Below are 22,017 nucleotides of genomic sequence, written 5' to 3' on the forward strand. Positions count from 1 at the left end.
CTTATTTGGTTTTATATAAAACACCTAAATTTTTCAAATAAAAGCCGATGTTTGGTTAGTTGTATTTATTATTTTGGACTATAGCAATTAGAGTGATAAATTGAAAAAAATCATCCTGCAAAGCTTGCAGGATGATTTTTATAATAAATTACCAGCTTAACGCACCACCAGTCTGATAGTCCGTCACACGCGTTTCAAAGAAGTTCTTCTCTTTACGCAAGTCCATCATTTCAGACATCCATTGGAATGGGTTGTTTACGCCAGCAAACTGTTCAGGTAAACCCAACTGGCTTAAACGACGGTTACAGATGAATTTCAAGTATTCTTCCATCATGCCTGCGTTCATGCCCAATACGCCACGTGGCATCGTGTCACGTGCATATTCAATTTCAAGCATAGTACCTTCAAGAATCATTTGAATTACTTCTTGCTGGAATTCTGCTGTCCATAGATGAGGGTTTTCAATCTTGATTTGGTTAATCATGTCGATACCAAAGTTCAAGTGCATAGATTCATCACGTAAAATGTACTGGAATTGCTCTGCAACACCATTCATTTTGTTACGACGACCCATCGATAAGATTTGGCTAAAACCGCAATAGAAGAAAATACCTTCAAGTACACAATAGAATGCGATCAGGTTGCGCAGCAAAATTTGGTCGTTTTCAGGTGTACCAGTTTTGAAAGTTGGATCACTTAAAGATTGCGTGTATTTCAAGCCCCATGCCGCTTTACGTGCAACCGATGGTACTTCACGGTACATGTTGAAGACTTCGCCTTCGTCCATACCCAAAGACTCGATACAGTATTGGTAGGCATGAGTGTGAATTGCTTCTTCAAATGCTTGACGCAAAATGTATTGGCGGCATTCTGGGTTGGTGATATGGCGATAAATAGCCAATACCAAGTTGTTTGCAACCAATGAGTCTGCAGTAGAGAAGAAACCGAGTGAACGCATTACAATAGTGCGCTCATCTTCAGTTAAGCCATTTTCAGACTTCCACAACGCAATGTCGTGGTTCATGTTCACTTCTTGTGGCATCCAGTGGTTTGCACAACCATCTAGATATTTTTGCCATGCCCATTCGTATTTGAAAGGTACAAGCTGGTTTAAGTCTGCACGACAGTTGATCATGGCTTTATCATCAACCTGTACGCGTGACGCACCCATTTCCAGCTCTTCAAGACCTGGAGCTACATCCAGTTGTTCTAGAGCGTTAGATGCTCTTGCCAACGGATCGGTTGAATCTGTTGTTCCACTTCTAACGGTTGCAGCGGGTTGTGCAGTTGCCACAGGCGTCTGTGGTTGCTCTGCATCAGATACCATCTGCGGATCATGCGCTTTTTGCGGCTCGACGGGCGCAGGCTTGTGTTCAGGAGCAGCCGGTTTTTGCGAATCATCTTCGAAATCGTCCCAACTTAGGATAGACATATCAATTCTCTCTTCGTTGCTTTATATCTTTTATGGACATCCAGCCACGCTGAGATGTCTTACTATACGCTTAATTTGTGAAAGCAAAATTAAGTTTTGCTCATCTTGGTCTGAAAAATGTACGTTCTGATCAAGCTGCTCACGACTTATTTTGCTTTCGCTGTTGTTTCACCGCTTGCACCCAAAAGTAAGCAATCGGTGCGTAAAACAATACAACAAAGGAAATCAGCAAGACCGCAAGTCCTAACATATAGTTGTGGGTCATGTGTGGCATGATGATTTCCTTTAATGTTTAGATTGGTTGAAACCCACGAATGAATTTCAACTTATAAATGTTTTAGCGAAATAAGCAACGCATCCTAAAATACTTAATCCACAAAATCTAAGAGTCAGAATACTGGTTAACCCTTTTAGGATTATCAAGCACATCACAGTAAAAACAATGATGCCTTGAATTAATTGCATTTCTTTTTGAGAGGGTCGGTATTTCCAACCAAAGATATCTATATTTTTTTGCATAATTATTTTCTCAAAATAACTCTGCCAACGTAGCCTTACGTCAAAGTTCAGAGAGGCTACTGGCGTAGCCTTACTTCTGAGTCAGATACCTTTAGTTAATTACTGACACGCCTCACAATCAGGGTTGTCAATTGAACATGCCATTGGCACTGGCGCTGCTTGTGCAAAATCTTCATCAACTGCTGCAGCTGCTTCTGGTGCAACGGCTGCCACAGGGGCTGCGGTTACGGTTGCAGGTTTTACTGCGTTCAATGCACCTGTGTTAATGGTCGATTTCTCTGCAGAAGTCGCACCTAATGCACGTAGGTAATAGGTGGTTTTCAGACCACGTAACCATGCCATTTTGTAAGTCAGGTCAAGTTTCTTACCGTTTGCACCTGCAATATACAAGTTCAACGATTGCGCCTGATCAATCCATTTTTGACGACGTGATGCTGCATCTACAATCCAGCGTGGTTCGACTTCAAACGCAGTCGCGAAGATTGCTTTCAATTCTTCAGGAATACGTGAAATTTTTTGTACTGAACCTTCAAAGTGTTTCAGGTCGTTAACCATCACAGAATCCCACAAATCACGCTCTTTTAATGCACGAACAAGATAAGGGTTGATTACCGTAAACTCACCAGATAAATTCGATTTCACATATAAGTTCTGGAATGTCGGCTCAATAGACTGAGAAACGCCACAAATATTTGAAATGGTTGCTGTTGGTGCAATAGCCATTACGTTTGAGTTACGCATACCATCTTTTTGAACTTTGGCACGTAGGCTGTCCCAATCTAAACGCTGAGTACGGTCAACTTCAAACATACGTTCAGGACGTGATTTCGCTACGATGTCTAAAGAGTCGATTGGTAGGATGCCTTGATCCCACAATGAACCTTTAAATGTTTCGTAAGTGCCACGTTCAACTGCCAAGTCACTTGAAGTTTGAATTGCGTAGTAGCTAATTACTTCCATAGACTCATCGGCAAAATCAACCGCAGCATCTGAACCATAAGCCAAGTTCATTTCATATAGCGCATCTTGGAAGCCCATGATGCCCATACCCACAGGGCGATGCTTCAAGTTTGAATTTTTCGCTTGTGGCACTGCGTAGTAGTTGATGTCGATGACGTTGTCGAGCATACGTACCGCAGTTTTAATGGTGCGTGCTAGTTTTTCACGATCTAACACACCGCCTTGAACGTGTTGCACAAGGTTGATTGAACCTAGGTTACATACTGCAATTTCATCTTGGTTTGTGTTTAGGGTGATTTCTGTACACAAGTTAGATGAGTGCACTACACCAACGTGTTGTTGTGGTGAACGTAGGTTACATACGTCTTTGAACGTGATCCATGGGTGACCAGTTTCAAACAGCATCGATAACATTTTGCGCCATAAGTCTTTAGCACGCAGTTTCTTATGCAGCATGTTGGTTTCTTTGGCAATGCTTTCGTAATACGCATAACGCTCGGCAAAGGCTTCGCCTGTTAAGTCGTGCAAGTCTGGCGTTTCAGATGGCGTGAACAGTGTCCATTCAGCATCTTCAAAAACACGTTGCATGAACAAGTCTGGTACCCAGTTTGCTGTATTCATGTCATGGGTACGACGACGGTCATCCCCCGTGTTTTTACGTAGTTCTAGGAATTCTTCGATGTCTAAGTGCCAAGTTTCTAAGTAAGCACATACTGCACCTTTACGCTTACCACCTTGGTTGACCGCAACCGCAGTATCGTTCGCCACTTTTAAGAATGGCACAACACCTTGAGATTTACCGTTAGTACCTTTGATGTATGAGTTCAAGGCACGAACTGGTGTCCAGTCATTGCCTAAACCACCTGCCCATTTAGACAGCATTGCGTTATCTCGCATTGCGCCATAAATGTTGTAAAGGTCATCAGAAATGGTAGTCAAGTAACAGCTCGATAACTGTGGACGTAGCGTGCCTGAGTTAAACAGGGTAGGTGTAGACGCCATATAGTCGAAGCTAGACAATAAGTTATAGAACTCGATTGCACGTGCTTCACGGTCATCTTCATTGAGCGCTAGACCCATCGACACACGCATGAAGAACAATTGTGGAAGTTCAAAGCGTACGCCATCTGAGTGAATGAAGTAACGGTCAAATAAAGTTTGCAGACCTAAATAGGTAAACTGGTTTGAGCGCTCAGGCTGAATTGCAGCTGCAAGTTTAGCAAGGTCAAACTCAAGCAAGTCTGCAGAAAGCAAATCAAGTGCTACACCTTTTTTCAGGAAGGTTTCTAAAGCGTCGCCTTCTGGAGTGTCTACAGCTAAGCCCAAGAATTCTAACCCTGTTGCCACCAAGTCATTACGCAATAAACGCGCAGTCACATAAGTATAGTTTGGTTCTTGTTCAATACGGGTACGGGTCGCCATCATCATGGTGGTAGAGATGTCTGACTCTTTTACGCCGTTGTAAAGATTTTTTACGGTTTCATCAATGATGGCATCTACATCAATGCCTTCTAAACCTTCAGCAGCTTTATTTACTGTCGCTTTTAACGCACCTAAGTCGAGTGGTTTAAGCTGACCGTTGGCATCGGTCACTTGTAAGGTTGGGTGATGATTTTCACCAGCTTGCTTACGTGCTTCAGAGCGTTGTTCACGGTAGATGACATAAGCACGGGCAACTTTTTGTTCGCCAGTACGCATCAGCGCAAGTTCAACTTGGTCTTGAATTTCTTCAATGTGAATAGTTCCGCCAGACGGTAAACGGCGATTGAACGTATTCAGCACCATTTCTGTCAGTTGTTCGATACGATCATGAATACGGCTTGAGTCTGCGCTTTGTTGACCTTCTACAGCCAAAAACGCTTTGCCAATTGCAACTGCAATTTTTTCAGCATCGAAAGCGGCAACATCACCAGTGCGTTTAATCACTTGTAATTGACCGGGGGTTGATGTGATTACGCTCATGTCAGCATAGCTCCATTGTCATCTATTGTTATGTTTATGGACCATTTAAACTGGGCAAAATTTAGGCCACAGCGTTTGAGGAATAAACACAAGACTTAGTGGTTTAAAATTGAATTGAACACAAGATACGGGAAAATTGAGGGTAGATCAATATTGACTTTTTTTTTAAATTTTGACTTTTTCTGAATTAAAATTTATCTCAAAAATACCGAATTTTGTCCTATTGGCTATAAGCCTTATCAGACAAGGGCATAGCATAACAAAGCTCGGAAAAACTGCTTATAGATAACCTTGTGGATAACTTGAAAAGTTAAGAGATAATTTTTCCAAATCAAGCAAGGGCTTGATCTAGTGCAAAAAATACCCATTTTGTAACTTAATATTTCTTAAAAGTGCCCAAAAATTACTAAAACTAGAAAAATACTATAAATTCAATGCTTAATAAAAATATAACAAAATAATACGCAGATGTATCAGTTTGGTGAACGGCATCTTGTTTACAATGTAAACGTGTGTATATTGCAAATTATACAAAGACCTATCTGTCAGATTTTAAAAGTGATAGGTCGAATCCAATAAAGGGATAGGTTATGAGTCAAGAAGAAAAGTTACCAAAAATTTTAATTGTTGAAGATGATGAACGCCTTGCACGTCTTACGCAGGAATACTTAATTCGCAATGGTTTGGAAGTTGGGGTAGAGCCAGATGGCAACCGTGCCATTCGCCGTATTATTGCAGAGCAACCCGACCTTGTGGTGCTAGATGTGATGTTACCAGGCGCAGATGGTTTAACCATTTGTCGTGAAGTTCGTCCACATTATCATCAACCAATTTTAATGCTTACGGCTCGTACCGAAGACATGGATCAGGTGCTTGGTCTGGAAATGGGTGCAGATGACTATGTCGCAAAACCTGTTCAACCACGTGTGTTATTGGCGCGTATTCGTGCTTTATTACGCCGTACCGATAAAGTCACTGAAGATGAAGTGGCACAGCGTATTGAGTTTGACGACTTGGTGATTGATAACGGTGGTCGTTCAGTCACACTGAATGGTGATTTGGTTGATTTCACCAGCGCAGAATATGACCTGTTATGGTTGTTGGCGTCGAATGCGGGACGTATTTTGTCTCGTGAAGATATTTTCGAGCGTCTGCGTGGCATTGAATATGATGGTCAAGACCGTTCAATTGACGTGCGTATTTCACGTATTCGTCCAAAAATTGGCGATGATCCTGAAAATCCTAAACGTATTAAAACTGTACGCAGTAAAGGTTATTTATTTGTCAAAGAAACCAATGGCATGTAATTTACGTTTCACTGAGTCAGACCCTGACTCAGATATAAAAATAAGTCACATAGGACGGGTTTAGTGCTTAAACACAGTATATTCTTGCGTATTTATGCAGGGTTGGTAATTTTGGTCGCCATAGTCGCTATTCTGGGCTACTTATTGGTGCAAATTATCAACTATCAGCGTGCGCAGGAATATCGTGAATCTTTGACCGATGGTATGGCATATATCATCAGTGAAGGCATTGCACGGCAGCAAAATGAACAGCAAAAGAAAGACTGGATTTCTGATGCTTCCGATTTGCTGGAATTGCCCATTTACTATGTGCAGGCAGACAAAGTTGATTTGTCGCGCGCAGAGCTGAGACGAATAAAAGAGCGTAAAGCCGCTGTGCGCTATGATGCCGAAAATATGATTGCCTATATTATTTTAGGCATGAAAGATGATCCTAATCATTATTTATACATCAAGGCAGATAAAATTACAGAACGGCAAATGAAAGCATTGCCTATTTTTGTTTTAGATTATTTGGTGTATTACCCAGGTCAAGAAAAAGAATATCTGGCCAAGATTCAGCAGCATTTTTCTTACCCGATCAATATTAAAAATATTCAGGAATTACCGCTCGATTCTGAACAGATTGGGCGTTTAAGACTCGACCATAGCATTATTTTATATCGTGACAATGCCACAGTGCGTGGAACCACCATTTCAATTGTCTCGCCAATGCCGAACTCACCCTCAGAAGTGCTGGTTTTAGGGCCTGTACCGTTGTTTAACTGGATGCCATTCCAGTTGGCAGCAGGGATTACCTTACTGAGTATGTTTATGTTGAGTTTGGGTGTATATGGTCTGATTTTGCCAATGCAGCGTAAAATTCGTGAAGTGAACTATGCCTTAAACCGTACCAAATCGGGTGATTTAAACATGCGTTTACCCGTAGATGGTGCCGATGAAATGGCAAGTTTGGCATCTAGCTATAACAGCATGTCAGACCATATTCAGCGTTTGATTGAAGCGCAGCGTGAGCTGATGCGTGCGGTATCGCATGAACTGCGCACACCTGTAGCACGCATCCGTTTTGGCATGGAAATGCTGGCAGAGGAAGATGACTACGAGTACCGTTTACAGCAAATGGAAATGATTGATAAAGATATTGAGGCACTGAATACCTTAATTGATGAGATCATGACATACGCCAAGCTGGAACAGGGCATGCCATCTTTAGAAATTGAAAAGATTGTTTTACTGGAAGTCTTGGAACAGGTTGCCACTGAAACTGAAGCCTTAAAAACCCAGAAAGATATTCAGTTGATTGCCCCACCAGATACTTTAGAAGTGGAAGCAGAACGCCGCTACCTACACCGTGTGGTGCAAAACTTGGTGGGCAATGCCGTGCGTTACTGTGACCATAAAGTGTTGGTCAGTGGTGGTATTAATCCGCAAGGAATGGCCTATGTTTGTGTGGAAGATGATGGCCCAGGAATTCCGGAACAAGATCGCACACGTGTCTTTGAAGCCTTTGCGCGTTTAGATGACAGTCGTACCCGTGCATCGGGTGGTTATGGCTTGGGGCTGTCGATAGTGAGCCGTATTGCGTACTGGTTTGGCGGTAAAATTGAAGTCGATCAAAGTCCAAATTTAGGCGGAGCACGTTTTACTATGAGCTGGCCAGCCAAGCGTTTTAGCAAAGTGAAAAAGAAAGGACCTGTAGAGAAAACGACAGATTCATTGACGTGATTTGAATTTTAAAGCACCTCTTAACAATAAAAAAACCAGTGCAGTTCAAGGCACTGGTTTTTTATATCTAGGTTTATAAATTTAGCTTAACTTAATTCTTTATATTGTTGATCAGCCTGTTCAAAACGCGCTGTTACTTCCTGACTTGGTGCTTTGCCCAATAAACTCACCACCACAATTGCAAGCCATGAACAGATAAAGCCTGGAATAATTTCGTAAACATCCGTATCTGCCCCTAAGTTTTTCCAAAGAATGACCATGACCGCACCAACAACCATCCCCGCCAATGCGCCATTTAACGTCATACGTTTCCAGAACAAAGAAAGAATGATGAGCGGACCAAATGCAGCACCAAACCCTGCCCATGCATAAGACACTAGCCCGAGTACTTTCGCTTCAGGGTTACCTGCCATCCAAATGGCCAATAATGCAATCATCAGTACCATGCCACGCCCGACCCAAACCAATTCATTCTGTGAGGCATTCTTGCGTAAGAAAGATTTGTAAAAGTCTTCGGTTAAGGTACTTGAGCAGACCAAAAGTTGACAGCTTAAGGTACTCATAACCGCTGCTAGAATTGCAGCCAAAACCACACCTGCCACCCATGGATTAAACAAAATTTTTGTCAGTTCCATAAATACGGTTTCAGGGTTGGCATTGACCACACTTGCAAGCTCAGGATGTTGCTGGAAGTAAGCGATACCAATAAAACCTGCTGCAACAGCACCGCCTAAACACAGGGTCATCCAAGTCATACCAATACGACGTGCTTTAGGAATAGATTTCACAGAATCTACGGCCATAAAACGCACTAAAATATGTGGTTGTCCAAAATAGCCAAAACCCCATGCCATCAGAGAAAGAATCGCCACCCAACTTAAATCTCCCATAATATTTAAGGCTTGTGGGCGTGCTGCTTCTAAAGCAAGAGTGACTTGGCTAAGGTCTGAAAAACTGAGTAGGGTGATGATTGGTGTGAGCAAGAGTGCAAAAATCATGAGGCCTGCTTGAATGGTGTCTGTCCAGCTGACGGCCAAAAAGCCACCAATAAACACATAGCTGATGGTGGCAATCGCACTAATCCACAATGCTGTGCTATAAGACAGATCGAACATGCTTTCAAAGAGGCGTGCACCTGCGACCATGCCTGATGCGCAATAAATAGCAAAGAAAATTAAAATCACGCAGGCAGATACAATGCGCAGCACTTTCTTTTGGTCATTGAAGCGATTTGAAAAATAGTCGGGCAAGGTCAGTGCATTATTTTGTACTTCAGTATGTACCCGTAAGCGACCTGCAACCAATAACCAGTTGAGCCATGCACCTATAATCAGACCAATGGCAATCCACATTTCAGACAAACCATACAGATAAATAGCGCCAGGCAAACCCATGAGCAACCAGCCACTCATATCGGATGCGCCTGCAGATAATGCCGTGACCAGACTTCCTAAACGACGACCACCCAAAATATAGTCGGAGAAGTTGCGGGTTGCACGGTATGCCAACAGCCCAATCATAAGCATGGCAATAATATAAAACAGGAAGGTAATGATGGTGGGATTGAGTGCGCTCATAGGGTATCCATTTTTGGATTGGACAGTCGATAGAAAAATGCAAAGGGTGATGTCGGGCAGTTTAGTCGCTCAAAGTGGTCTGTACATGCGCTTCATCTACCAAGTTGCTTCCATCAATAAACGCGAAATTTAACCATACATTAAAAAATATTTCAGTTTTATTTCTTCTTCTGCATAAAAATAGGCAGCTTAATAGCTGCCTATTGAGTTGATTTATAAATTGAATTAATTGTTGCGACCCATCACGCCACGAATGGTATTCAAGACATCAGCAGGTAAAACCACAGTTTTAGCATTGTTGGATTTCGCCATATCTTGCATGGCTTTCACATATTGTTCACCCAACAGATACGCTACAGGAATTTCTTTATCACCCACTGCTGAGCTGACCATTTCAATTGCACGTTGTGAAGATTCAGCCAATACAACCTGTGCTTCTGCATCACGACGTGAGGCTTCCAAACGACCATCGGCTTCTAAAATAGCAGCTTGTTTTTCACCATCTGCTTTGGTCACTGTCGCACGACGTTGACGTTCAGCCGCAGCCTGTTCTTCCATAGCCGCTTGCATGGTGTGTGATGGTTTAATATCCTGAATTTCTACAGTTTTAAGGGTAATCCCCCAATCTGAAATATCGTCAGAAATGGCTGCTTTCAGTTTGGCTTTAATGTGATCACGTGAAGACAAGGCATCATCTAAATCCATTTCACCCACAATCGAGCGCAGCGAAGTTTGCACTAGGTTTTGAATCGCCCAAGTATAGTTTTCAATGCCGTACACCGCTTTTTCTGGTGTAGTCAGGTTGATATAAGCCACAGCGTTCATAAGCAGTACTGCGTTATCACGGGTGATCACTTCCTGAGATGGAATGTCTAAGACAATGTCTTTGGTGGTGACTTTATAAGCCACTTCATCTACATACGGAATGACGAAGTTTAAACCAGGAGCAAGGGTGGTGTGGTATTTACCCAAACGCTGCACGATCCATTTATAACCTTGCGGAACAATGCGCACACCTTTAAAAATAGTAATACTGACAAAGGCTAAAATCGCTAAAACAATAATAGAACCACCAGACATTTTAATTTCTCACTTTTTCGTTGTCATGTGTGCTGTGATGCGGCTGCACCACTAAATCATTACCCAAAATATCAATCACGCGAATACGGTCACCCACTTGCACAGGGCTGGTGGTACGGCAGTTCCACTCATCTGAACCAAGTACAGGCATTGGAAAACGGACTTTAATTTGGTCATGCTCCAAATTAATTTGAATCACCATGCCAATTTGTCCAATGGTGGCTTCGCGTGACAGGCCTGCTTTGGTTTTATCGGTAGATAGGGGCTTAATAAATTTAAACCAAGCCAAAGTACAGAGTACCGATAGGATAATCCACATCACCAATTGCGTGGTGGTGCTCATCATGGGGAACATCCAATATAAAATACCCACCATGATTGCCCCGACGCCAAACCATAAGGCGGCAAAAGCAGGCAACATGAGTTCGGAGAGCATTAACAGAACGCCTAGTACAAACCAGTGCCAAGGTTCAAGAACGAATTCCATACATCTACTCGCGTATTTTTACTGTGAATTGAAACTGTTAGTGTGATGTGTGCTGGCATCATGGTTAGATGATATTTTGCACTTTCATCACTTTAACAGATCAATAAGTTTCTGAATATTAAAAAAATCACTGAAATTTAAAATTTCGGACGTGGTGCTGGTTTTAATGCAGCCGGTGATTTTTTAAAGTTCTGAATCGCTTGCTGGATGGCACGAATTTTAAGTTGTGCCGCTTTTTCACCTTCCAAAATAGTTTGGTTACTGGCTTTTAAATCGAGCGTGCCAATATGACCGACTTTGGGTTGAATCACGATATTGGCTTGAGCCAGTTCCTGATTGATACTTTGCTGCCCCATAATATTTAGGGTTTGATCGAGTAAACCCCACATATTTACAGGTTGATTACCTGTTGGACGTGCTGAAATATCAACAGCAATCACCAAGTCTGCCCCCATGGCTTTGGCTGTTTCTACAGGAATCGGACTGACCAGACCGCCATCGACATATTGTGTTCCGCCAATGGTGGCAGGTACAAAGACATTCGGAATACTGCAAGATGCACGAACGGCTTGACCTGCATTGCCTTTAATAAAGTCGGCTTTGCGGCCATTATCTAAACGTGTGGCAACGGCAGCAAAACGAATTGGAAACTTTTCAATAGGTTTGTTGGCCACGTGTTGATTGACATAATCTTGTAGTTTTTGTCCTGCAACAAAACCTTGACGGCTTAATGTTAAATCACGAATGTCAGATTCTTTAAACGTCAGGGCAATATGCTGAAGCTGATAAGGACTTTTACCACTGGCATATAAGCTGCCCACAAAACTGCCAGCACTGGTGCCTGTAACAATTTTAGGTTTAATACCGTGGGATTCTAAAACTTTAATTACACCAATATGGGCAAAACCTTTGGCACCGCCACCACCAAGTGCCAGTGCAATGACAGGTTCACGAGCCTGAATCGGTGTCGTACTTGGTGGTGTTTTTGTCGTTTTATCGCAGCCCGCTAAACTCAGGGCAAGTACGCCCAGCAAAGAATAATGAAGAAATCGCATATCAGCCAATTATAATCAGATCAAACAAACTGGTGACCATCTCAACAAAAAATGAAAACTTTGACTAGCCTTTTTTCAAAAGCTTTTGTAACGGTTTGGCCAGCCAATGCGGATTTTTAGCCGAAAACTTACCGGTATAGTGTTGATAAATGGCTTCTAAATCTTGACCATAATTCCCTGTAGGATGAAACACCCCCAAAATATGAATGGTTTTGTGGGCATAATCAAAAGAGAACATCACAATGGGGATGTTGGCACCATGGGCAATATGGTAAAAGCCACTGCGGATATTTTCAGCCTGTTTGCGTGTACCTTCGGGTGCCATACCAATCCAGATTTTTTCTTTTTGCCGCACAATTTCAATAATGTCCTGCGTATGACCTTGTGGAGAATGACGCACCACAGGAATTACCCCAATCCAGTTTAAAAGTGGTTTGAGCGGTGTTTCAAACAACGTATGTTTGCCAAAAATGGTAATTTGAATACCCAGACCAAGTAGTGCGGTGAAACCGTGCCAAGCATCAATGTTTGACGTATGCGGAGAAATAATAGCAACGGCTTTGGGCAAGTTTGGAAATTCACCCACCATTTGCCAGCCTTGAGCCAAAAAGATATTTTTAAATACAGCACGGCTCGAGGCTGTACCACGTTGTGGAACTTGGTCTGGTAATTGTGGAAATTGCCGTGTCGTACGTGAAAGTGGATTGGTCATTTTCATGGGGGCAGTGTCATCCTGACGTGCATAAAGAACAACGATGTAGATGCCATATCATGACGCATGCATCTAAATCTATTCAAGATATTAGACTTTCGCTTTGTCTGATTCATTGGCAAAATAGTCGAAATCTGATGATGAAAATGATGAAAAATAACAATCCATGATTCAAAATTTTAGTGCAGTACTGCGCTATTTTGATTGATTACCAATATTTTGATTGAGAAGCCATGCCCAACTTGCGCCAGACCTATTTGTTACTGTTCTCTTTATATTGGGCGCAGGGTTTACCTGTTGGGTTTATGACCCATGCCTTGCCTGTTATTTTACGGGCGCAAGGTGTGTCTTTAGCGCATATCGGTGGTTTTGGTTTATTGATGTTGCCGTGGTCAATTAAGGTATTTTGGGCACCTTTGGTTGATCGTTTGGGTTATCAACCGCTAGGGCATTACCGTAGCTGGATTTTACCTTGTCAGTGGCTTAGCGTGTTGGTACTGATTGGGCTGTCGTTTTTACCCATTGAGTCTTTAAATCATCCTATTTATTTGTGGGTGTTTTTTGTGGCTTTGCTGAGTATGAATTTAGTCGGTGCTACGCAGGATATTGCCACCGATGGTTTGGCCGTCAATATTTTACAGGCCAAGCAGCAACATTGGGGCAATACTTTTCAGGTGGTTGGCTCTCGACTTGGCTTTATTGTTGGCGGTGGTGCAATTCTGTGGGCATTGGACTGGCTAGACTGGCAAAAAACTTTTTTGATTTTGGCGGCATTGGTTTTTTTAAATACTTTACCCATTTTGCTGTTTAAAGAACCACAGCATGCTTCCAAGCGAGCACTTGCTCAACCTTTGGTCAAAATGTCATTTCGCGCACGTCTTGCTGCTATTCGGGAATATCTACAATATTTTGTAGAAACACCTGTGTTGTACGCATGGCTCTGGGTCTTGCTCAGTTTTAAAATTGCTGATGGTCTTTCTGGCCCATTACTGAAACCGTTAATGGTCGATTTAGGTTTAAGTTTTTCTCAAATTGGTATTTATGTGACCATGTTAGGTGCGCTAGCGGCTTTGTTAGGCGCAGGCATTGCGGGCTTGATGCTGAAATGGTACTCACGCATGCAAGCCTTACTGATTTTTTCGGTACTGAAAATTTTGAGTTTAGCGGCCTATGCTTATTTGGCTTGGCAATATGAACAGCAAACTCACGTTCCACACTGGCTCATTTATAGTATTAATGCAGCAGAAGACTTATGTTCTGCCATGTTATTGGTGGTCATGCTGACCTTAATTATGCAATACAGCCGTAAGCAATACGCAGGCACAGATTTCACATTTCAGGTGGCCATTATGGCAACCATCAGTGGAGTGTTATATACATTGAGCGGTATTTTGGGCGATGTTTTAGGCTATGCCCATTACCTGATGCTGATTTGTGTGGTGGCATTGTTATGTCTTGTTCCGATTTTGAAATGGTCAAAAAAGGCCAAATTACCCCATCCTGATTATTGATTAAATTGGCAATCAAGAACAGCAAGTTTAATGATAAATATAAGATAAATTTATAAAAATTAATTTATTTTTATCAATATGACAGCGCTGTAACATCTGTTGCAAATGATTTCTCAGGATGAAACAACATGAAAACTCAACTTGCAACAGCGCTTGCGCTTAGTCTTTTTTCTAGTGCTGTCTTTGCAGCGCCGTCATTTTATGGCGAGATTGATGTCTCGATTGATTATCTGTCAGAAGATAATCGGGCAGGGGTGAATCAGCGTGATGTGGTGGAAATTAATTCAAATAGCTCTTTTGTTGGGCTAAAAGGGGAAGAAAAAGTTACAGAGCGTTTAAATGCACTGTATCAGGCAGAATTCACCATTCATGTAGATGATGGAGAATCCAATTCAGATACTTTTGTGCCACGCAATTTATTTGTTGGGCTTAAAGATGCGCAATTGGGGACGGTCAAAGTCGGCAAAATTGATACACCGCTGAAACAACTTTCTGGTGCGGTAGATAACGTTAATAACTATGTCGATAACAAAGCCGATGTAGCGGGCATTTTTACAGGTGAAAACCGCATAGATAATGTGGTGGTTTATGAATCGCCTGCATTTAAACTGAATGATGCACAGCTAAAAGCTACGCTACTATTGGCTTCAGGTGAAGCTTCTGGTATTGCCAAAGGCAAGGGCGCATCTAAAGTAGCAGGTCGTGGTTTAGGAGATGCTTTTTCGAGTTCACTGGTTTATGACAACCAAACAGTGTTGCTTGGTGTGGGGTATGACAAAGCAATTCCATCCAATTTTGCAGGCGGGGGTATTTTAAATACCAAACAGGGTGAAATTGGGGAAGTTAAGGCCATTTTTGCAGCAGCAGATACCCTACGTGCAATTGGCCGAGTGAATTTAAATCATGGAGTTGTACTAAAGACTTTATATCAAACTTCGGAAGTTGCTGCAGTTGCGGGGAATGATACGCGAGCCGCCACAATTGATGATTCTGAAGGGTGGTTAATTGGTGCTGAATATAATCTGTCTGCTATAAAGGCATGGACACTGAAAGCACAATACAGCCAAAATACAACTCGCTTTAAGGGCGCACAAGCAGACTTTGATGCACAGCAACTATTCGCAGGGGCAGAGTATGCATTGAATAAACAGCTGAAAACTTATGCTTATGCAGGTTTACTGACCTTAGAACAAGGGCCAGCAGAAACCAAACAGCCTGTGGTGGGCACAGGGTTTGAATATAAGTTTTAAATTTTTACAGAACAGGGTGTTGTATGACAGCGCCCTGTTTTGACTTCTGAAATATGTGTATTAAGTGAATATCAATAAAAAAGCGACCCTGACGGAGTCGCTGGAGTATAAGACGCATCTACATTGTGCATGATACGTAACTAAATTTTTATGATGGATGCAAATTATTATTTGCGCATTCAGTGCATCACCGAAGCAGCGGGTACAGTATAAATCTAAATTATGACAATACTGCGACAGCTTAAGTCGCATGGGTGTTTTTAAACCGATCCCGTGTGAATCTACTAAGCGCGATAAGGCGTATTAATGGCTTGTGTCCATTGCTGTTTGCTGCAACGTGGACAGACGACATTGGCATGTTCGAGTAAACTGACATGACCACAATACATACAGGCATAGTAGGTATGCGGTTCTGTACGGTGAATGGCTTGGCAGGCTTTAGGGAATAACGGCAAGCCGTATCGTGTTGCTTCGCCTAGAAAAAATAACATGCTGAATTTGCCATCACTTTCCAGTAAACCAACACGCACCTGACCTAAATGTTCAACTCCTTGCTGGCGCATTTCTGCAAAGAATTCATCATGCGACATTTTGCCCAGTTTAATCTTTTCTAAAACCAGTTCACCATCTTCTACAATATAAAGTGATTTGCCCTCCACCAAATCTTCAAAGGCTTGGTATTTCATCATTAACCATGTAATGAGGCGATACATGGCAATCACCACCGCCATGACCACTAAAGCATGTACCAATGGCAAATCTTCGGTAAACATCGGGTCGCCAGCAATAGACCCGAGCGATAAAATAATAGCCAATTCAAAAATAGACAGTTGGCGTACGCCACGTTTACCTGTTAGCCGTAAAAATATAATGATCATGCCAAACATGAGTGCGGCACGAATAATCAATTCGGCAACAAAGACCCAAGTGGTGTCGTGAATAAAAATCTGCTGCACGTCCATGCGTTATACTCATTAAGATGCTTTTAGCAATGTAGCAACTTTAACTTACTCATTTTTTAGTGTTTTTGTGAAGTTTATAAGTGGCTCTGCTACGGGAGAAACCAATCAAGCCGTGACTATGCGAGTTGTATGCATGACGGCATAATACAATTTACCTTTTACTTTAATTTTAACTATGACTTTTGCATTAAGCGCTACACCTCAAACGGTGCTTGAAGTTACACCACAGCATAAAAAACTAAATGTGTTGATTGAGCAGATTGAACAGCAAAAACGGTTATTGCTTGCTTGGCAAAATGCCAAAGATGAAATTCGTGCTTATAGTCAAAAGGCGTTGATGCCTGCTTATCGTGAGTTATATCGCACGCTGTATGAGCAGATGCAGACGCTGTGGAATAGCCTCAGTCATTACCATTTAAGTAAGTCAGATACGGTAACTGTTGAAGATAAAATTCAGGCACTCACTTGCTTGTTGCAAGGTTCGCATTTGTTAACCCAAATGCAGGTAGATGAAGTGGAAAAGATGTATATTTACTATGCACAGGCAAGTGAATATAGCCAGAATAAAAAATCTAAGCAGAAATCTAAAAAGAAAATGGAAACGTCTTTTGATGTGCCTGAAACTTTAGATACTGAAAATGAAAGTTATGATGAAAATTGGAACAGCGAACAATATCAACAAGTACGAGAGCAGGCCAAGTTAAAACGTCAGCAAGATAAGCAAGCTCAAGCTGAAAAGATGGTGAATCAATCGCTTAAAATGGTTTATTTAAAAATTACCTCGATTATTCACCCTGACCGTGAACCTGATGAATCTAAGAAAGCAGAAAAGACTGAACTTTTACAACGTGCTAATGCGGCTTATGAACAGGAAGATTTATTCTTTTTACTGAAACTGCAGCTTGAAGTAGAACAAAGTAAACAGGGTACAAATAAAGGTTTAAGTGTGGAGCAAGTGAAGTTTTACCAACAGGCTTTAGAAGCCCAAAGCCAAGCCTTGCAAAATCAAATTCAGGAATTGATTAACTCACTGGTTTGGTCAAATAAAGCCAAAATTGCGGTGCAGAAATCCAAAGGACAATTGAATATTGCTAATTTATATAAGCAGATTGATGCGGATGCATCTGCGGTGAAGCAACAGCTTAAAGCGGAGAAGCAACGGCTAAGTTTTATGGGGAAAGAGAGTGGGTTGGAGATGCTGTTGGAGCATCAGGTTTTATGATTTACCTCTAACTTAGCGAGAGAGGTAAATATATGGAATAATCTTATTTACTACGCATAGCCTCAATGATTTTTAACAGAGCATCTTGCATTTGCCCAGAGGTAGCTGTTGATAAGTCAATTTCGAGTAAATTATCTATAATTTGAATTTTTTTGCCGCTCATAGGCTTTGTTGCACAAAGATTTCATAACTATATGATTTTAAAAGTTTTGATTATTTTTTGATCCAAAATTAAATTTATTTAAATCAGATGCTTACATATTTATGCAACAAAGCCGTTGATAAATCTAAAATAGATTTATCAACAAACTTTAAAATTCTTCTATTTTGCGTTATAGATTCTAATACAGACATGAAAAAAATCCCCTCAATTATGAGAGGATTTTAGCTTTATTTTTAATATTTTAGCAATAAATTAAAGCGCCGCAATTTGCTCCATATTCGCTTTAATCTTCGCTAACTGGTCAGCAAATTCAGCAAGTTTCACTTTCTCGCCTTCAACCACAGCAGCAGGGGCTTTCGCCACAAAACCTTCATTCGCAAGTTTAGTTGCAATTTGGGCATGCTGTTTTTGAACCTTGTCTAAATCTTTTTGTAGACGACCCAATTCCGCTTTAGGGTCAATTAAGCCCTTCATTGGAACGAATACAGATACGTGACCAACGACAGAAGATGAAGACAATGGTGGTTGTTCGCCATCTGCCAAGAATGTAATGCTCTCAACTTTTGCCAATGCTTTAAACAATGGTTCAATGCGTGCGATCTGTGCTTTTTCAGCATCAGTTGTGTTTTGAAGCAGAACAGGCAACAAACGTGCATTACCTAGACCCATTTCACCACGAATGTTACGCACCGCACCAATCAAACCTTGTAACCATTGCATATCTGCTTCAGCTTGATCATTGATGAGCGCTTGCTCAGCAACAGGGTATTGCGCAAGCATGATGGTTTCACCACCCAAGCCAATCATTGGTGCAAGTGTTTGCCAAATTTCTTCAGTCAAGTACGGCATGATTGGGTGTGCAAGACGTAAAGATGCTTCCATCACTGCAAGTAATACACGGCGAACTTCGGCTTTACGCGCTTCTGAAACATTTTCGTCATTCAGAACAGGTTTAGTCAGCTCTACATACCAGTCGCAGTATTCATTCCAAATAAAGTCATAAATTGCTTGCGCAGCCAAGTCTAAACGGTAGGTTGCAAACGCTTGGTGAACAGCCTGTTCTGCCTTTTGTAAACGGCTGACAATCCACTGCTCAGGCAACTCCCAAAGGTCTTGACGTACTTCTTGGCCTACAGTTTGACCTTCAACATTCATTAATACAAAACGGGTTGCATTCCAGATTTTGTTGGCAAAGTTACGATAACCTTCAACACGTTTCATGTCGAACTTAATGTCACGGCCTGTGTTTGCAAGTGCACAGAAAGTAAAACGAACTGCATCTGTACCGTATGCTTGAATACCTTCAGGGAATTCTTTACGGGTTGATTTTTCAATCTTCGCTGCTTGTTTCGGGTTCATCAATCCCGTCGTACGCTTTTGTACTAAAGTTTCAAGATCTACACCGTCAATCAGGTCGAGTGGGTCAAGCACGTTCCCCTTCGATTTAGACATCTTCTGACCTTCACTGTCACGTACCAAACCGTGTACATACACAGTTTTGAACGGTACTTGTGGTGTGCCATCTTCGTTTTTCATGAAGTGCATGGTCATCATGATCATGCGCGCCACCCAGAAGAAAATGATGTCAAAACCAGTCACCAATACATCAGTCGGGTGGAAGGTATTTAAGAAATAGTTTTCTTTATCCTTCGCTTCGTCACCAGTCCAACCTAAAGTGGAGAATGTCCAAAGTCCCGATGAGAACCATGTATCGAGTACGTCTTCATCTTGGTTCAATTCAACATCGGCAGGGATGTTGTTTTTCGCACGAACTTCAGCCTCGTCACGGCCAACAAATACATTGCCTTGCGCATCGTACCAAGCAGGAATACGGTGACCCCACCACAATTGACGTGAGATACACCAGTCTTGAATGTTGTTCATCCACGCCATATACATATTGCTGTATTGCTCAGGCACGAACTTGATACGACCATCTTGTACTGCTTCAATTGCAGGTTGTGCAAGAGGAGCGATCTTCACATACCATTGGTCTGTCAATAATGGCTCAACGATCACACCTGAACGGTCACCACGAGGTGGCTTAAGCGTGTATGGTTGGATTTGATCTAACCAGCCTTCAGCTTCTGCTTGTTCAACTAACTTTTTACGTGCTTCAAAACGCTCTAAACCAATGTAGTCTGCAGGTGCAGCAATGGTTTTAGAAATTTGCTCGCCCGCTTTTGCGATGTACTCAAACTCAGCCAATACTTCCGCATTTTTATTGAAGATGTTGATGATTGGCAATTCGCAGCGTTTACCCACTTCATAGTCATTGAAGTCGTGTGCAGGCGTGATTTTCACACAGCCAGTACCAAATTCTTTATCCACATATTCATCTTTAACGATTGGAATGGCACGACCTGTAATTGGCAGGATGATGTTTTGACCTACCAAATGTGCATAGCGTTCATCATCTAGCGCAACAGCAACAGCTGTATCACCTAACAACGTTTCAGGACGAGTGGTTGCAACGACGATGTGATCTTTGCCATCGTGCGTACGCAGTGACTTGTCTTCAAAGAAATATTTAAAGTGCCACAATGAACCTGCTTCTTCTTTATCTGATTCAACTTCTAAGTCAGAAAGTGCAGTTTGTAATTTTGGATCCCAGTTAACCAAGCGTTTACCACGGTAAATTAAACCTTCTTCGTGTAATTTCACGAAAACTTCTTTCACCGCATTCGATAAGCCTTCATCCATGGTGAAGCGTTCACGTGACCAGTCTACCGAAGAACCTAAACGACGGATTTGACGGGTAATGTTGCCGCCAGATTGTTCTTTCCATTCCCAAACTTTTTCAATGAACTTTTCACGGCCTAAGTCGTGGCGGCTGATGTTTTGTGCACCCAATTGACGCTCAACCACCATTTGCGTGGCAATACCTGCGTGGTCTGTACCTGGTTGCCATAAGGTATTTTTACCCGACATACGGTTAAAACGAGTTAGGGCATCCATAATGGCATTGTTAAAACCATGACCCATGTGCAAGCTACCAGTGACGTTTGGCGGCGGAATCATGATACAGAATGATTCACCCTTTTCAGACGGCTTGAAATAGCCGTTGTCTTCCCAAGTCTTGTACCATTTTTTCTCGATCTCGGTTGGATCGTAGGTTGTAGCAATATTTTGCGCTGAATCAGTCATAGTAAGAACAGGTTAAAAGTGAATAAAAAATTGCGTCTATTGTAGCAAAAAAATTGCCAGCTAAGCGAGATTCAGTATCGTCAAACTTCTTGCAATTGGCAGTTGGGCAAACTCATCGTATGATGAGCAACAGGGATGATAAAAACTTGAAGATGCTCATTGCATATTACTCGGTTTTAAACTGGGATTAAGCAAGGAGTTTTAAAATAGATGACAACACATCAATACGGTCAAAATAGGCAAGTTCAGTTATGACTTATGCTGTAGCATTAAAATTAAAACCAGAAACCTATCAAAAATTTCAACAATTGCATCAACAGTTCAATGCAGGTGAAACCGAAAGTTTGGCCAAACCTTTAGGAGCAGTCTTAACCGAAATTTCCTGTGAAGTGATTGAGCAGTTGTTTGGTGAAATGTCACGCTCTAAACATGCGCTAGACAATGAGTCTGAAAAAACCATTCAACAGGTAACCGATACCATGCAAAAATATATGCCGTGGTCGGTTTCATTTTTTGGCAATGAACGCTTAACGCCTATGGTTAATTATTTGGCCGAGATGATGGATCAACAGGCAGGTCAGGCAGTTTTAACCTATCCTGTAGATAGCATTTCAATCAAAGAAACTTTAGGTAATATTGAGCAGATTAAGCAGGGCAACAGTGCCTATATTGACCCTGCCTTTAAAGGATTTGTTCAAATTATTGATCAAGGCGTAAGCTGTTTAATTCGTGATCCGAAAAAAATGCTGAAATTTAATTTGGTGGTCGATAAAACCTTAAACGGTGTGATTCAGTTAACCACGCAACTGGGCTATAAACGTCTGGAAAAAATGGGTAAGCAATTTGATTTAGAAAGTGCAGAAATTTATTCGAACCATTTTCTTGGTTTTTTACAGCATCCTGCACAGCTGAAAGCTTAAATTTTAATGACTTAGATTCTTCAATA

General features: G+C 41.7%; 16 protein-coding genes. 6 read left to right on the forward strand and 10 right to left on the reverse strand.

The window, feature by feature from the left end; all coding sequences use genetic code 11:
• Positions 1–148: 148 nt before the first annotated feature.
• The 3 genes from HHA43_RS02105 to HHA43_RS02110 form a co-directional block, all read right to left on the reverse strand.
• Positions 149–1,432: a ribonucleotide-diphosphate reductase subunit beta gene (locus HHA43_RS02105; RefSeq protein WP_168419341.1), complete on the reverse strand. Its 1,284-nt coding sequence runs from the start codon at positions 1,430–1,432 to the stop codon at positions 149–151.
• Between the two features lie 139 nt (positions 1,433–1,571).
• Complete coding sequence (locus HHA43_RS13285; protein WP_265087825.1) at positions 1,572–1,706, reverse strand: hypothetical protein; 135 nt, start codon at positions 1,704–1,706, stop codon at positions 1,572–1,574.
• Positions 1,707–2,050: 344 nt separating this feature from the next.
• Positions 2,051–4,873, reverse strand: coding sequence for a ribonucleoside-diphosphate reductase subunit alpha (locus HHA43_RS02110; RefSeq protein WP_168541623.1), 2,823 nt, complete (start codon positions 4,871–4,873; stop codon positions 2,051–2,053).
• A 590-nt stretch (positions 4,874–5,463) separates the two neighbouring features.
• Between HHA43_RS02110 and bfmR the strand changes: the two genes are divergently transcribed.
• Complete coding sequence (gene bfmR, locus HHA43_RS02115) at positions 5,464–6,180, forward strand: response regulator transcription factor BfmR (protein ID WP_168419339.1); 717 nt, start codon at positions 5,464–5,466, stop codon at positions 6,178–6,180.
• A gap of 63 nt (positions 6,181–6,243) precedes the next feature.
• Positions 6,244–7,905, forward strand: a complete 1,662-nt coding sequence (gene bfmS / locus HHA43_RS02120) for a sensor histidine kinase BfmS (RefSeq protein WP_323126713.1) — start codon at positions 6,244–6,246, stop codon at positions 7,903–7,905.
• Positions 7,906–7,991: 86 nt separating this feature from the next.
• Here bfmS and putP read toward each other — a convergent pair whose 3' ends face one another.
• The 5 genes from putP to HHA43_RS02145 form a co-directional block, all read right to left on the reverse strand.
• On the reverse strand, positions 7,992–9,482 hold the full coding sequence (gene putP, locus HHA43_RS02125) for a sodium/proline symporter PutP (RefSeq protein WP_168541625.1): 1,491 nt from the start codon (positions 9,480–9,482) through the stop codon (positions 7,992–7,994).
• Positions 9,483–9,707: 225 nt separating this feature from the next.
• Positions 9,708–10,562, reverse strand: coding sequence for an SPFH domain-containing protein (locus HHA43_RS02130; RefSeq protein ID WP_168419337.1), 855 nt, complete (start codon positions 10,560–10,562; stop codon positions 9,708–9,710).
• 1 nt (position 10,563) lies between these two features.
• Positions 10,564–11,049: an NfeD family protein gene (locus HHA43_RS02135; RefSeq protein WP_168419336.1), complete on the reverse strand. Its 486-nt coding sequence runs from the start codon at positions 11,047–11,049 to the stop codon at positions 10,564–10,566.
• A gap of 137 nt (positions 11,050–11,186) precedes the next feature.
• Complete coding sequence (locus HHA43_RS02140; protein WP_168541627.1) at positions 11,187–12,104, reverse strand: patatin-like phospholipase family protein; 918 nt, start codon at positions 12,102–12,104, stop codon at positions 11,187–11,189.
• A gap of 64 nt (positions 12,105–12,168) precedes the next feature.
• Positions 12,169–12,822, reverse strand: a complete 654-nt coding sequence (locus tag HHA43_RS02145; RefSeq protein WP_168419334.1) for a 1-acyl-sn-glycerol-3-phosphate acyltransferase — start codon at positions 12,820–12,822, stop codon at positions 12,169–12,171.
• Between the two features lie 227 nt (positions 12,823–13,049).
• Here HHA43_RS02145 and HHA43_RS02150 point away from each other — a divergent pair, with 227 nt between their 5' ends.
• Entirely contained in the window at positions 13,050–14,327 is a 1,278-nt protein-coding gene (locus tag HHA43_RS02150) for an MFS transporter (RefSeq protein ID WP_168461209.1), read from the forward strand.
• Positions 14,328–14,455: 128 nt separating this feature from the next.
• Positions 14,456–15,577, forward strand: coding sequence for a porin (locus tag HHA43_RS02155; protein ID WP_168461207.1), 1,122 nt, complete (start codon positions 14,456–14,458; stop codon positions 15,575–15,577).
• A 284-nt stretch (positions 15,578–15,861) separates the two neighbouring features.
• Here HHA43_RS02155 and HHA43_RS02160 read toward each other — a convergent pair whose 3' ends face one another.
• Positions 15,862–16,539, reverse strand: coding sequence for a DUF421 domain-containing protein (locus HHA43_RS02160; protein ID WP_168525086.1), 678 nt, complete (start codon positions 16,537–16,539; stop codon positions 15,862–15,864).
• Positions 16,540–16,714: 175 nt separating this feature from the next.
• Between HHA43_RS02160 and HHA43_RS02165 the strand changes: the two genes are divergently transcribed.
• A complete protein-coding gene (locus tag HHA43_RS02165; RefSeq protein WP_168461205.1) occupies positions 16,715–17,761 on the forward strand; it encodes a molecular chaperone DnaJ in 1,047 nt (348 codons plus the stop codon).
• 415 nt (positions 17,762–18,176) lie between these two features.
• Here HHA43_RS02165 and HHA43_RS02170 read toward each other — a convergent pair whose 3' ends face one another.
• Positions 18,177–21,071 (reverse strand): valine--tRNA ligase, encoded by a 2,895-nt coding sequence (locus HHA43_RS02170; protein WP_168525084.1) that lies wholly within the window; start codon positions 21,069–21,071, stop codon positions 18,177–18,179.
• Positions 21,072–21,322: 251 nt separating this feature from the next.
• Here HHA43_RS02170 and HHA43_RS02175 point away from each other — a divergent pair, with 251 nt between their 5' ends.
• The gene (locus HHA43_RS02175; RefSeq protein ID WP_168541629.1) at positions 21,323–21,991 is read left to right on the forward strand and encodes a hypothetical protein; all 669 of its coding nucleotides are present in this window, start codon (positions 21,323–21,325) and stop codon (positions 21,989–21,991) included.
• The last annotated feature ends 26 nt before the right edge of the window (positions 21,992–22,017 follow it).

Source organism: Acinetobacter sp. A2, assembly GCF_012371325.1.
Taxonomy (GTDB): Bacteria; Pseudomonadota; Gammaproteobacteria; order Pseudomonadales; family Moraxellaceae; genus Acinetobacter.

Bases quoted from the DNA above. Each gene is read 5' to 3' on its own strand.
- HHA43_RS02105 (WP_168419341.1), bottom strand. From the start codon at position 1,432: ATGTCTATCCTAAGTTGGGACGATTTCGAAGATGATTCGCAAAAACCG.
- HHA43_RS02175 (WP_168541629.1), top strand. From the start codon at position 21,323: ATGACTTATGCTGTAGCATTAAAATTAAAACCAGAAACCTATCAAAAA.
- putP (WP_168541625.1), bottom strand. From the start codon at position 9,482: ATGAGCGCACTCAATCCCACCATCATTACCTTCCTGTTTTATATTATT.
- HHA43_RS02110 (WP_168541623.1), bottom strand. From the start codon at position 4,873: ATGAGCGTAATCACATCAACCCCCGGTCAATTACAAGTGATTAAACGC.
- HHA43_RS02160 (WP_168525086.1), bottom strand. From the start codon at position 16,539: ATGGACGTGCAGCAGATTTTTATTCACGACACCACTTGGGTCTTTGTT.
- HHA43_RS02165 (WP_168461205.1), top strand. From the start codon at position 16,715: ATGACTTTTGCATTAAGCGCTACACCTCAAACGGTGCTTGAAGTTACA.
- HHA43_RS13285 (WP_265087825.1), bottom strand. From the start codon at position 1,706: ATGCCACACATGACCCACAACTATATGTTAGGACTTGCGGTCTTGCTG.
- HHA43_RS02140 (WP_168541627.1), bottom strand. From the start codon at position 12,104: ATGCGATTTCTTCATTATTCTTTGCTGGGCGTACTTGCCCTGAGTTTA.
- bfmR (WP_168419339.1), top strand. From the start codon at position 5,464: ATGAGTCAAGAAGAAAAGTTACCAAAAATTTTAATTGTTGAAGATGAT.
- HHA43_RS02130 (WP_168419337.1), bottom strand. From the start codon at position 10,562: ATGTCTGGTGGTTCTATTATTGTTTTAGCGATTTTAGCCTTTGTCAGT.
- HHA43_RS02145 (WP_168419334.1), bottom strand. From the start codon at position 12,822: ATGAAAATGACCAATCCACTTTCACGTACGACACGGCAATTTCCACAA.
- HHA43_RS02155 (WP_168461207.1), top strand. From the start codon at position 14,456: ATGAAAACTCAACTTGCAACAGCGCTTGCGCTTAGTCTTTTTTCTAGT.
- HHA43_RS02135 (WP_168419336.1), bottom strand. From the start codon at position 11,049: ATGGAATTCGTTCTTGAACCTTGGCACTGGTTTGTACTAGGCGTTCTG.
- HHA43_RS02170 (WP_168525084.1), bottom strand. From the start codon at position 21,071: ATGACTGATTCAGCGCAAAATATTGCTACAACCTACGATCCAACCGAG.
- HHA43_RS02150 (WP_168461209.1), top strand. From the start codon at position 13,050: ATGCCCAACTTGCGCCAGACCTATTTGTTACTGTTCTCTTTATATTGG.